The 11675-nt window shown below is 32.0% G+C and carries 14 protein-coding genes and 1 tRNA gene; 7 read left to right on the top strand and 8 right to left on the bottom strand.

Annotated features, from left to right (window positions below):
• Window positions 1-199: 199 nt before the first annotated feature.
• Window positions 200-337: a hypothetical protein gene (locus Q4Q35_RS09300; protein WP_303277697.1), complete on the top strand. Its 138-nt coding sequence runs from the start codon at window positions 200-202 to the stop codon at window positions 335-337.
• A 514-nt stretch (window positions 338-851) separates the two neighbouring features.
• Here the strand turns inward: Q4Q35_RS09300 and Q4Q35_RS09295 are convergent.
• A tRNA-Arg gene (locus tag Q4Q35_RS09295) sits at window positions 852-925 on the bottom strand.
• Between the two features lie 82 nt (window positions 926-1007).
• Between Q4Q35_RS09295 and Q4Q35_RS09290 the strand changes: the two genes are divergently transcribed.
• From Q4Q35_RS09290 to Q4Q35_RS09265, 6 genes are all read left to right on the top strand, one after another.
• Complete coding sequence (locus Q4Q35_RS09290) at window positions 1008-1637, top strand: Crp/Fnr family transcriptional regulator (RefSeq protein WP_303277696.1); 630 nt, start codon at window positions 1008-1010, stop codon at window positions 1635-1637.
• 124 nt (window positions 1638-1761) lie between these two features.
• Window positions 1762-2319, top strand: coding sequence for a YeeE/YedE family protein (locus Q4Q35_RS09285; RefSeq protein WP_303277695.1), 558 nt, complete (start codon window positions 1762-1764; stop codon window positions 2317-2319).
• Window positions 2320-2322: 3 nt separating this feature from the next.
• Window positions 2323-2736 carry a DUF6691 family protein gene (locus Q4Q35_RS09280; RefSeq protein ID WP_303277694.1) on the top strand — a complete coding sequence of 138 codons (414 nt, stop codon included), beginning with the start codon at window positions 2323-2325 and terminating at the stop codon, window positions 2734-2736.
• On the top strand, window positions 2736-3530 hold the full coding sequence (locus tag Q4Q35_RS09275; protein ID WP_303277693.1) for a sulfite exporter TauE/SafE family protein: 795 nt from the start codon (window positions 2736-2738) through the stop codon (window positions 3528-3530). The genes Q4Q35_RS09280 and Q4Q35_RS09275 overlap by 1 nt, the downstream gene beginning before the upstream one ends.
• Before the next feature lie 95 nt (window positions 3531-3625).
• A complete protein-coding gene (locus tag Q4Q35_RS09270) occupies window positions 3626-5035 on the top strand; it encodes an MBL fold metallo-hydrolase (RefSeq protein WP_303277692.1) in 1410 nt (469 codons plus the stop codon).
• A gap of 2 nt (window positions 5036-5037) precedes the next feature.
• Complete coding sequence (locus Q4Q35_RS09265) at window positions 5038-5307, top strand: heavy-metal-associated domain-containing protein (protein WP_303277691.1); 270 nt, start codon at window positions 5038-5040, stop codon at window positions 5305-5307.
• Between the two features lie 7 nt (window positions 5308-5314).
• Here the strand turns inward: Q4Q35_RS09265 and Q4Q35_RS09260 are convergent, their stop codons facing one another.
• The 7 genes from Q4Q35_RS09260 to Q4Q35_RS09230 all read right to left on the bottom strand — a co-directional run bounded on the left by Q4Q35_RS09260 (window position 5315) and on the right by Q4Q35_RS09230 (window position 11639).
• Complete coding sequence (locus Q4Q35_RS09260) at window positions 5315-5590, bottom strand: ATP-dependent Clp protease adaptor ClpS (RefSeq protein WP_303277690.1); 276 nt, start codon at window positions 5588-5590, stop codon at window positions 5315-5317.
• 104 nt (window positions 5591-5694) lie between these two features.
• The gene (locus Q4Q35_RS09255) at window positions 5695-6579 is read right to left on the bottom strand and encodes a M57 family metalloprotease (protein ID WP_303277689.1); all 885 of its coding nucleotides are present in this window, start codon (window positions 6577-6579) and stop codon (window positions 5695-5697) included.
• A gap of 258 nt (window positions 6580-6837) precedes the next feature.
• Window positions 6838-7677 (bottom strand): 50S ribosomal protein L11 methyltransferase, encoded by an 840-nt coding sequence (prmA, locus tag Q4Q35_RS09250; RefSeq protein ID WP_303277688.1) that lies wholly within the window; start codon window positions 7675-7677, stop codon window positions 6838-6840.
• A 271-nt stretch (window positions 7678-7948) separates the two neighbouring features.
• Entirely contained in the window at window positions 7949-8698 is a 750-nt protein-coding gene (tpiA, locus tag Q4Q35_RS09245; protein WP_303277687.1) for a triose-phosphate isomerase, read from the bottom strand.
• Between the two features lie 48 nt (window positions 8699-8746).
• Entirely contained in the window at window positions 8747-9229 is a 483-nt protein-coding gene (locus Q4Q35_RS09240; RefSeq protein WP_303277686.1) for a TlpA family protein disulfide reductase, read from the bottom strand.
• A gap of 16 nt (window positions 9230-9245) precedes the next feature.
• Window positions 9246-10322, bottom strand: coding sequence for an ABC transporter permease (locus tag Q4Q35_RS09235; RefSeq protein ID WP_303277698.1), 1077 nt, complete (start codon window positions 10320-10322; stop codon window positions 9246-9248).
• A 3-nt stretch (window positions 10323-10325) separates the two neighbouring features.
• Entirely contained in the window at window positions 10326-11639 is a 1314-nt protein-coding gene (locus tag Q4Q35_RS09230) for a BT_3928 family protein (protein WP_303277685.1), read from the bottom strand.
• Between the last annotated feature and the right edge of the window lie 36 nt (window positions 11640-11675).

Here is an 11675-nt window from a genome sequence, read left to right as displayed (position 1 = left end):
CATAGGTTCGTTTTGGCAGACTGAAAGTCTGCTTCGTGAAATATGGTAAAACTGAATTCGTGTGAATTCGTGAAATTCGTGTCAAAAGTTTTTAGAAGCTGAAAGCGACATGCACTAAAGTACATAGTTTTAACTCCATTTGAGACCAATAAACAAAAACAAAACACCGAAAAGCCTAATGTAGTAACCATATTTATAGATGATGAAGGCTATGGTGATGTGCGATGGTGTTGATGTGACATCACTTTGGAAAGGTAATCTTGAATCTATCCCACGTGAAACCATTCTTTATTATTTTGGAAAGAATAATCTAAATAGTATACGAAAAGGTAATTGAAAGTTGGTTTTACCACATACTTATAAATCTTATAACGCTAAATCAGGCAATGAAGGGCATAGAGAAAAAAAGGATAAAAACAGCTGTGGAAAAACCTGAGCTTTATAATATGGTGAGAGGTACGGGTGAACGATTTAATATAATTTAATCTTATCCAGAAAAGGTATTAGAATTAATGAAAATTGTAGAAAAATACCATGAGGTGATTTAAATGTTGGAATTGAAAAAGGGAACGAAAACAGAGAAATTGGTAAAATAGAAAATTAGAAAGATATGTGTCTGTCACTAATGACATTTTCTAAATAACCTACTAAACACAGTTCAAAGAACTCAACTGAAAACGAAAACCCCACAGTTCCTATAAACTGTGGGGTAATGAATTAAATTAAAATTATTCTTGTGACCTCGACAGGATTAACTCCCTTGATCCTGACAAAGCTCCGCTTTGAAAATAGTTCAAACAAAAAAACGCTCAAGTAAACTTGGCGTTTTTTCTTATTTAACTATTTATTCGTGACCTCGACAGGATTCAAACCTGTAACCTCTTGAGCCGTAATCAAGTGCGCTATTCAGTTGCGCCACGAGGCCTTTTTTGTGGGTGCAAATATAATATTTTTATTAAAACCTTACCTAATTTTTATTCCAAATTTGTAATTCATTATTTTTGAATATGGAAAAAGAATTATTATACCAAAAATTTAATCATGTCTTTGATAGTGATTTAATAGATCAGATCAATAAAATTGGTTCTATTAATACATTTTTAAAAGACGATATTATCATAGATATTGATCAAACATTACAATATATACCGCTTTTATTAAGTGGAAGCATTAAAATACTTAGAGAAGATAGTGAAGGTAACGAATTACTTATCTATTTTTTAAAAGCTGGTGAAACCTGTACAATGTCACTCACCTGCTGCATGGGAATCTCTAAAAGTAAAATTAGAGCCGTAGCCGAAAAAGATTCAAGTCTTATTATGATACCTGTGCAAAAAATGCAAGCCTGGTTTCATAATAATGAAAGCTGGCAGAATTTTATATTAGAAAGCTATCAAACACGTTTTGAAGAAATGCTGGAGGCTATAGATAATCTTGCCTTTATGAAAATGGATGAACGCCTTTATAAATACTTAATTAACAAAGTTAAACTTCACAAGTCTAACACCATTATTGTAAAACATCAGGATATTGCCGAAGATTTACATACATCTCGTGTTGTTATTTCCAGACTTTTAAAGCAATTTGAAAACGAGAATAAAATAAAACTGAGTAGAAATAAAATTGAAGTTTTATAATACAAATTCATAGTTCTTATTTAAGGTTTATCGTAAAAGCATTATTAAACATAGTACATATAAGTAACATTTATTACAAAGTATCCTTTCATTTAGCTTTACTTTTGCAATAAATAAAACAAGTATGGAATATATTTTAAATCCTTGGCCATGGTATATTTCTGGACCACTTATTGCCTCGGTGATGGCGCTATTACTCTATTTTGGTAAAACATTTGGCATGTCTTCCAATCTTAGAACTATGTGTTCTATAATGGGAGCAGGAAAAACAGCCAACTTTTTTAAATTTAACTGGAAAGAACAGATATGGAACTTGGTTGTTGTACTTGGTGCCATAATCGGTGGCTTTATAGCAACACACTACCTATCAAATGACAGCCTTACCGATTTAAACCCTATAACTATTACCGAACTTCAAAACATGGGGTTTAAAAACTCGGGAGCAACATTAGTTCCTAACGAAATGTATAGCATGGAGGCATTAACCTCTCCTAAAGGGCTGCTCCTTTTAGTTTTAGGAGGTTTACTAGTTGGTTTCGGCACACGTTATGCAGGCGGTTGTACATCGGGACATGCTATAACTGGGCTTAGCAGCTTACAAAAACCATCATTAATTGCTGTTATAGGCTTTTTTATTGGAGGCTTAATCATGACTAATTTTATTTTACCTCTAATTTTTTAAAAAATGAAATATTTAAAATTTTTATTAGTTGGTGTTTTCTTCGGAATCGTTTTAGTTAAATCTGAAGCTGTTTCTTGGTATAGAATTTATGAAATGTTTCGTTTTCAATCGTTTCATATGTATGGTATTATAGGCACAGCTATTGCATCTGGGGTTTTATTCCTTCAAATTTCAAAAAAAGGGATTTTTAAAAGTATTAAAGGGGCAGATATTTTTGTTCCCAAAAAAGAAAAAGGAATTTCAAGATATATTATTGGTGGCATTATTTTCGGGTTTGGTTGGGCGCTTATTGGTGCTTGTCCAGGGCCTATGTACATTCTATTAGGTACTGGTGTTTACAGTATGATTATTGTAATTGCTGCAGCTATTCTAGGAACATATATTTATGGAGTTTTTAAAGACAAACTCCCACATTAATGGATTCTACTCAAATTTTAGGGTATCTTGGCGCTTTAATCGTAGGACTCGTTTTAGGGCTTGTTGGAGGGGGTGGCTCTATACTCACCGTACCATTATTAGTATACCTTTTGGGTTATAACCCGGTTATTGCAACAGCCTATTCTCTTTTTGTTGTAGGTACATCTTCTATGGTTGGTACTTATCAAAAGTATAAAAAAGGGCTAGTCGATTTTAAAACAGGTTTAGCCTTTTCGTTTCCGTCATTTATTGCTGTTTATTTATCTAGGCGTTATTTAGTACCGAATATACCAGATTTGCTTTTTAGTTTTAATGATTATACGCTTACTAAAGAAATGGGTATCATGATATTCTTTGCTATTATTATGTTATTAGCATCATTTTCTATGATAAAAAAAGAAAAAAACAATGGTACTGTTTTAAAAAGCCAAGCCTATTATAAAACATTTATTCAAGGTTTAATTATTGGAACTATAACAGGGGTTATTGGTGCTGGTGGTGGTTTTTTATATGTACCAGCATTAGTCGTGTGGGCAAATATCCCTATGAAAAAAGCAGTAGGAACGTCTTTAATTATTGTAACTATTAATTCTTTAATTGGTTTTATAGGAGATGTTCAAACCTTAGAAATTGAATGGGTATTTCTTCTTTCTTTTACCCTAATTTCTATAATAGGCATTATTTTAGGTGTATCTATGTCAAAATTTATAAGTGGAAAGAAACTTAAAAAAAGTTTTGGAGTTTTTATTTTAATAATGGCTATTTATATCATTTATAGAGAAAGTGTAATGTGACATAAGTCACAAATCGAACCATTTTGGTTTCGTATTTTTGAATTATCTTAATTTAAAGAGATTCTGTCTACTCCAGAAATTAAAAAATAGAATCAATGAAAATAGAACAAATTTATACAGGATGCTTGGCCCAAGGGGCCTATTATATAGAATCTAATGGTGAGGTAGCTATTATTGATCCATTACGTGAAACACAACAATATGTTGATAAAGCAGAAAAAGAACATGCTAAAATCAAGTATATTTTTGAGACCCATTTCCATGCTGATTTTGTTTCCGGCCATGTCGATTTAGCAAAAAAAACAGGAGCAACCATTGTTTTTGGTCCTGGGGCAGAAACAGATTATGATGCTCATATAGCCACAGACAATGAAACTTTTAAAATAGGACATATTACCGTTAAAGTATTGCACACACCAGGGCATACCTTAGAATCATCAACATTTCTTTTAATTAATGAAAAAGGAAACAATCATGCTATTTTTAGTGGAGACACCTTGTTTTTAGGAGATGTGGGACGTCCGGATCTTGCCATAAAATCCGATTTAACAAAGGAGGACTTAGCCGGTATGCTATATGATTCTTTACGGAATAAAATCATGCCATTGGCAGATGATATCATTGTATATCCTGCACATGGTGCCGGATCTGCCTGTGGGAAAAATTTAAGTAAAGAAACGGTTGGCCTTTTGGGAGAACAGAAAAAAACAAATTATGCTTTAAGAGCAGATATGACAAAAGAAGAATTTATTGAAGAGGTTTTAGATGGCATTCCTCCTCCTCCTCAATATTTTGCTAAAAATGCTATGATGAATAAGTCCGGATATGATAATTTCGAAACGGTCTTAGAAAAAGGAGATACCGGATTAAGCCCTGAAGATTTTGAAATCATTGCAAATCAAGAAGGCGCTTTGGTACTTGATGTTAGAACAGAACAAGAATTTGTAAAAGAACATATTCCAAATGCTATTTTTATTGGCATTAATGGTGGTTTTGCACCATGGGTTGGTGCTTTAATTACCGATTTAAAGCAGCCCATCTTATTAATTACACCAGAAGGAAAAGAAAAAGAGACTGTAACCCGATTATCTCGCGTTGGTTACGATAATACTTTAGGGTATTTAAAAGGAGGCATAAAAGCGTGGAAAGATGCCGGTAAAGATATTGAAACCATTATGTCTATTTCTGTTGATGAGTTTTCCAATCGTTTTAAAAATGGCTCTATTAATACACTTGATGTTAGAAAAGATGGTGAGTATAAATCGGAACATCTGGATAGTGATTCTGTGCAGCATTTTGCTTTAGATTATATTAATGATAATATGAATGTTATTGATAAAACTAAAACCTATCATCTACATTGTGCCGGTGGGTATCGTTCTGTTATTGCTGCGTCTATTTTAAAAGCCAGAGGATTTGATGTTATAGATATCGCAGGTGGTTTTGCCGCTATTAAAAAAACAGACTTGCCAACAACTACTTTTGTTTGTCCGTCAACCTTATAAAAATGAAAACAACTTTAGAAATACAAAATCTTAAATGTGGCGGTTGTGCCAATACAATAATCAATAAATTATCTGATATTGAAAACATTAGTGATGTAACCATTAATAATGATAATCACACGGTTTCTTTTTTTTATGAAAACAAAAATGCCCTTTTAGAGGCTAAACAATTATTACATAAAATTGGTTATCCCATTGTTGGAGAAAAAAATGCGTTAACAACAAAAGCAAAGTCTTTTGTTAGTTGTGCTATAGGTAGAATGAACGGTTAAGTATATTTTAAACGATTTCTGCACTTAATCCGGCATCCTTAAGCATGGAACAGCGCGGTTTTAAATCGTCATACAAACCAGTTTTAACAGTACATTTTCCTTTATAATGCACTATTAGGGAACATTGCTCTGCTTGTTCTGAAGTGTGATCGCAAGCATAAATAAGTGTTTCTATAACATGATCGAAGGTATTAACGTCGTCATTAAATAGTACAATCTCACGTTGCGTTACTATTTTTTCTTCAAGTAATAATTCTTCCGACGTTTTTTCTTTAGTACTCATTTTTCCAATTTTTTAACTAAAATAATTTATTTTTTTAAAACAAAAAGAAAAAGGGCACCAAAAATGATACCCTTCTATATATAAAGTTGTTTTTAGCGAGAATATTAATACATATACTGCAATCCAATAATATCATCAGTATCAAACTCTCCATCTTCTGAAGAACTAAAACATGCTACCATAATTGAATCTGGATTATAACCTGCAGATGTTCCTGGGATTGCATTTGCACCATACGGTTCAATGCCTTCACTCACATTTTGTCCGCAACTTTGTCTTGTTTCCCAATCTGTATGTCTAAATCCAACCGAATGTCCTATTTCATGAGTTATGACATGCTCTATAACATTTGTAGTGAAACTGTTTAAACCAAATATTTGTATAAACTTATTTGGAGATCCATTTGATGGAAACCCTGCTGAGCCTCCTGAGCCACTTTGTAGTGGGTTATTGTAAACAACCATATCTTTATTTTGATAGTTTGTACCAAAAGTTAACGTAAAAGAAATTGAAACACCACTTAAAATGTTATAATTATCTACTGCCCATTGTAATGCTGTTCGTTCTTTTTGAGTCAAGCCATATCCTCCTGAACCTGTATAACCAATAATAGAAATATTACTTCCTTGAGACACTAAATTATGGGTATGATAGTTACGATCTGTAAGACCTCTACCAAAAGACAATTCCATAATCTGTTCTTCAGATAGCATAATGTCTTCCTCTACTTGAACCATAGGTTTAGTTGAACCATCTGGTAATAAAAAATCAACAACCTTTACATCTTCTGTATTCAGATAAAAATCAGATAATTTTTTTAACATAGCCTTTGTTATTTTTATTTTATCTGCTGTGGCTTCTTGGTCGCTAGTTATTATTTCTTCTTCTGCTTGGGAACCATCTTCGAGAATAACATCTTCTTGTTGGCAAGATTGAAGTAGAAATAAGGATGATAGGATTACTATGGAAAATATTGTAATTTTTTTCATGATATTTATTTTTATATAGTTAAAAATTATGACCTACTCTTTTTTACAGGTTTTCAGTCTTACCCCTGACTGCAGTAACCATAATATGCTATATAAAATTTATTTTTCAGGGATAAAATCATGTCTCAGGAGGATAATTTAGGCCATAGATCCTTGTTTGGGTTAAATACACCCAACTTTAAAGAAGGCTATTTATTTGGTTTTCGGGATGTTTTTTATAAAAACAATGATTTTATTGAGAATAATCTACAAGTAAGCTTATCTTTTTTTAAATTTTAAAGCGCCCCAATTGTTTCTTTCTAATTTTTCTTCAAAATTCAGCAAATGCTTTTCACATTCATCTGTAATCATCGGAATATCATCATTATAAAACCCACTTAAAAACAGCATGCCGCTTTTATTTAAACAAGATGCATAGGTTTTTATATCATTTAATAAAATATTCCGATTAATATTAGCTATGATAACGTCGTATTTTTTATTTTTCAACAACGTTGCATCGCCTTCTAATACAGAAATATGCTTGCAATTATTTCGTGCAACATTTTCTAAACTATTTAAGTAACACCAATTATCAATATCTATGGCATCAATCGGTTTTGCGCCTTTAAGTTCGGCTAAAATAGCAAGTACTGATGTTCCACAGCCCATATCTAAAACCGATTTATTAGTAAAATCGTTGTTTAAAATATGTTGAATCATCATGTGCGTAGTTTCATGATGTCCTGTACCAAAACTCATTTTTGGTTCAATAATAATATCGTATTGGGTATCAAATTTATCATGAAATGGTGCGCGTACTGCACAAACATTATCAACTACAATAGGATTAAAATTCTTTTCCCATTCGGCATTCCAATTGGTTTGTTCTATTTCTGAAAAAGTATGCGTAATTTCAAATTCATCTGAATTTAAAATTTGAATAGCTTCAAGTATCGATGGGTTCCATTCTTCTTTTTGAATGTATGCTGTAACCCCAGTTTCGGTTTCTACAAAGCTTTCAAAACCTGTATAACCTAGTTCGGCAATTAAAATTTCTACTGCTGGTTGTAATGGTGTTACTTTAAACTCGTAACTTATATAAATAATGTTTGACATAGTCGGACAAAGATAAAAGTAATACCTATAACAATAATTTTTCTATGATAATTTTAATGTGGTTTCGACTTTAAAAGTTCATAGTTATTAACCTGTATGGGCTAAATAATAAAAACTAGTTCCCACAAAAACAGGAATGGCAAAACAATTTTAAAAATTACTAACTCTTCAAAAAAAATAAGAGCATTTCTTGATTTACAGAAAATCGAAAAACACTCTTACTTTATAGTATATTATAGTTTAGCAAAAACTACTAAACTTTTTTTTATGATTAAAATGCATTAACTATAGCGAAAAAATCTTCGGCTTTAAGTGATGCTCCTCCTATTAAACCACCATCTACGTCTGGCTTAGAGAAAATTTCTTGTGCGTTAGCCGGCTTTACACTACCTCCATAAAGTATAGAAACTGAATCTGCTACATCATTTCCGTATGTATCTGCCAATGTTTTTCTAATAAACGCATGCATATCCTGTGCTTGTTCTGGACTAGCCGTTTCACCTGTACCAATCGCCCAAACAGGTTCGTAAGCCAATACAATATGGTTAAATGCTGATGCTTCTAAATGAAACAAGGCATTTTTAATTTGACTTTCTACAATGTTTTCATGGTTTCCAGATTTTCTGTCGGCCAACTCTTCTCCAAAACAGAAAATAACACGCATATTATTTGCCAAAGCCGCATCCACTTTTTTAGCAAGTAACTCATCTGTTTCGTTAAAATATTCGCGACGTTCGCTATGTCCTAAAATCACTGTTTCTACGCCTACACTTTTTAACATACTTGCATTTATCTCACCTGTATAAGCACCATTTTCTGCAAAATGCATGTTTTGTGCAACAACTTCAATATTAGCAGTTTTTAAAGCTTCAGAAGCATGATATAAATTAGTAAAGGTAGGTGCTACCATAACTTCTGCATTCGAGGTTTGGTTTTGATTTTTCAAATCGGTTAATAACAATTCTGTTTGTGCCAAATCGTTATTCATCTTCCAGTTTCCTGCTACTATATTTTTTCTCATAAAATGATTCCTTTTCGGTTTTTAATTATATAAACGCCGCTAAAATACTTATTTTTTAATAGCTTCTATAAGTTTTTCGTCATCAGCTTCAATAACATTAAATACAACGATTTCGCTAGCTTCATTTATCACCATATATCTAGGAATCCAGCTAATATTTACAAAATCCGCAAAGTCACAATCTTTACCTTTAGGCATATAATAATGCGCTCCTTTTACTTGATATTTTTCTATCCCTCGTTTCCAAGCTGATTCACCTCTATCTAAAGATAAAAAAACATAAACCACATCTTTATATTCAGATTGTAACTTCTTTACTTTTGGCATCCCTTTAATACAATCTCCACACCATGATGCCCAAATATCTATAACAATCGTTTTTCCTTTATGCTTTTCTAAAATATTTTTAAATGCAATTTCTTCGCCTTCAAATGAAATAAAGGTATCATCTAGTGCTTTTTCAGAGAATTTTGTTGGAGTTTCTGTATTACAACTAAAAAAACTAATTAATAATATTAAAAGTACGTTCATTTTTTTCATGTCCATTTTATTGTAATTTAACTTTTGGGTCTAACCAAACATAAATTAAGTCGACAAAAATGTTAATCATTACAAACAGTGTTGCTATTACCAAAACAGCTCCCATTATAACCGGTAAATCTAAAGTATTTAGAGCATTTACAATCTCTTTTCCTAAGCCATTCCACCCAAAAATATACTCCACAAAAACAGCACCAGCCAACATAGATGCAAACCAACCTGATATAGCTGTAACTACCGGATTCATAGCATTTTTAATAGCATGTCTTTTTATAATTTGAAATTCGCTTAAACCCTTTGCTCTGGCTGTACGAATATAATCTTGATTGAATACTTCTAATAATGAATTTCGCATAAGTTGAATAACTACTGCTAACGGACGTATCCCTAATACTATGGCTGGTAGTATTAAATTCTTCCATTTTATATGCATGGCTTCTCCAAAATCATCAAGTTCATAAAGACTGCCTGTCATTTCTAAATTGGTGTATTTGTGTAACACATACCCAAAAAACCAGGCGAATAATATGGCACTAAAAAATGAGGGAACACTCATTCCTAACGTGCTAAAAATTTGAATGGTTTTATCTAACCACCTGTCTTTATATAAGGCTGAAACTATTCCTAAAGAGATGCCTAAAAGCATGGCTATTATAATGGCAGAAACGGCTAATACAAATGTATTTGGTAACGTTTCTCCTAAAACTTCTGTTACTTTTTTGCCTTGCTTGGTAAACGATTCTCTTAAATAAGGAAATTTAAGAACTGTTGTTGTACTACCTATTGAAAATAACTTGACGCCTGTATAGGTATCGGTTTTTAAAAAAGTATAGTCTTCTTTATTTTTTGAATGAAATGATATAGGCGACAGATCATTTAAATAGTAAAAATACTGTGTAGACAGAGGTTTATCGAATCCATACTTTTGTTTTACTAATTTAAGTTGCTCACTATCTTCATTCTGCCCCATCATCATTTGAGCAGGGTCACCGGGAAGTACATTGAATAAAAAGAAAATAACAGTTACTACTCCAAATAAGGTGAGTAAGGCATAGGTGATTTTATTTAGTAAATAGCTTATCAGTTGTTAGTTATTAGGTTTTAACGTGACTTCAATAATACTGGTATAAATGGTATCATTTTGAGTATTTAATGGATTTAGTCGTAAAGAATCCTTTATAACATTAATGCTTTCAATCTTCGATTCTTCTAAAGCATCCAAATCCTCTTCTGTTGATAATTCTCCATTTATAAAATAAGCAATGACTTCCTCTACGACTTCTGGTTCTGGTTTTCTTTCTACTTTTGGTAACTCTAAGTCTTCAATATCATTCCAGTGTACTTTTTGTTTTATCGTACCACTATCTATTTCTAAAACCCCAGGATTAGAACGTACTACTGTTTTAAGTGCTTTTTCATCACACAAATAAAATTCAAAATCAATACCATAAGCTTCCTTAATACGCTGTTTGGCTTCTTCGCCCGAAGCGGTTAATCCAATTACTTTATAACCTTTTTTTATAGCTTCTTCCGACAGGGCTTTTAATTTCATAGCACCGTATCTTTCAATTTTTTCCAAACTATATGAGACTACAACTATAAGGTTTTCTTCTTCTAAAAACTGTTCTGTTAAATCTTCATCGTCACTTTCTATTGAAAAATCGTAGATAGAAGGTTGATATCCTTCTTGAATCACTTTCGTGTCTACACTTACAAAATCACCTTCAACAGATGGGTATGAACCATTCGTAGTTAAAACTTTTTCTTGGCCACCTACATTAAATTTCCAACTGTATTCTACAACAGGTTTAGCTGCATCTTCAGGAATACTCATACCTTCTTGAATATTCGCTCCAATTTTATAAGCTCTAAAATCTTTAACAGGCAGGTGTTCTAACACATGATATCCAAACCAAAAACTACATATAAAACCTAATAGAGCAATAACTGTTGTCATTAATTTATTAAACAGTGGCTTTATATATTTTATACCAAAAAATAAAATCAATATAAAAAACAGTAAAACCAAATCTTTTGTGAAGCTTTCCCATGGTGTTAATTTTAAAGCATCACCAAAACAGCCACAATCTTTTACTTTATCAAAATAAGCCGAATAGAATGTTAAAAATGTAAAAAACACAATCATTCCCAACAAACTCCAAATAGTAAATTTTGGTTTGTAACCAATGAGTAAAAACACGCCTAAAACGACTTCAAAAACAACCACTAAAACCGAAACTATTAATGCATACGGCTCTAAAAAAGTGATATTTAAAACATCTGCACTAAAATATTCCTGTAATTTATATGAAAACCCCAAGGGGTCGTTTAGTTTTATCAATCCAGAAATGATAAATAAAACACCAACAAATACTCTTGATATACTTACTAATAATTTCATAACTTTTTGTCATTCCCGTGAAAACGGGAATCTTAT

It is taken from the genome of Flavivirga aquimarina (assembly GCF_030540835.1).
Classification (GTDB): Bacteria; Bacteroidota; Bacteroidia; order Flavobacteriales; family Flavobacteriaceae; genus Flavivirga; species Flavivirga aquimarina.
The sequence above is the reverse complement of the archived record's forward strand: the minus strand, read 5'-3'. Positions and strand labels throughout refer to the sequence as shown.

Bases quoted from the DNA above. Each gene is read 5' to 3' on its own strand.
- Q4Q35_RS09265 (WP_303277691.1), top strand. From the start codon at position 5,038: ATGAAAACAACTTTAGAAATACAAAATCTTAAATGTGGCGGTTGTGCC.
- prmA (WP_303277688.1), bottom strand. From the start codon at position 7,677: ATGTCAAACATTATTTATATAAGTTACGAGTTTAAAGTAACACCATTA.
- Q4Q35_RS09270 (WP_303277692.1), top strand. From the start codon at position 3,626: ATGAAAATAGAACAAATTTATACAGGATGCTTGGCCCAAGGGGCCTAT.
- Q4Q35_RS09275 (WP_303277693.1), top strand. From the start codon at position 2,736: ATGGATTCTACTCAAATTTTAGGGTATCTTGGCGCTTTAATCGTAGGA.
- Q4Q35_RS09300 (WP_303277697.1), top strand. From the start codon at position 200: ATGATGAAGGCTATGGTGATGTGCGATGGTGTTGATGTGACATCACTT.
- Q4Q35_RS09290 (WP_303277696.1), top strand. From the start codon at position 1,008: ATGGAAAAAGAATTATTATACCAAAAATTTAATCATGTCTTTGATAGT.
- Q4Q35_RS09285 (WP_303277695.1), top strand. From the start codon at position 1,762: ATGGAATATATTTTAAATCCTTGGCCATGGTATATTTCTGGACCACTT.
- Q4Q35_RS09280 (WP_303277694.1), top strand. From the start codon at position 2,323: ATGAAATATTTAAAATTTTTATTAGTTGGTGTTTTCTTCGGAATCGTT.
- Q4Q35_RS09230 (WP_303277685.1), bottom strand. From the start codon at position 11,639: ATGAAATTATTAGTAAGTATATCAAGAGTATTTGTTGGTGTTTTATTT.
- Q4Q35_RS09260 (WP_303277690.1), bottom strand. From the start codon at position 5,590: ATGAGTACTAAAGAAAAAACGTCGGAAGAATTATTACTTGAAGAAAAA.
- tpiA (WP_303277687.1), bottom strand. From the start codon at position 8,698: ATGAGAAAAAATATAGTAGCAGGAAACTGGAAGATGAATAACGATTTG.
- Q4Q35_RS09255 (WP_303277689.1), bottom strand. From the start codon at position 6,579: ATGAAAAAAATTACAATATTTTCCATAGTAATCCTATCATCCTTATTT.
- Q4Q35_RS09240 (WP_303277686.1), bottom strand. From the start codon at position 9,229: ATGAACGTACTTTTAATATTATTAATTAGTTTTTTTAGTTGTAATACA.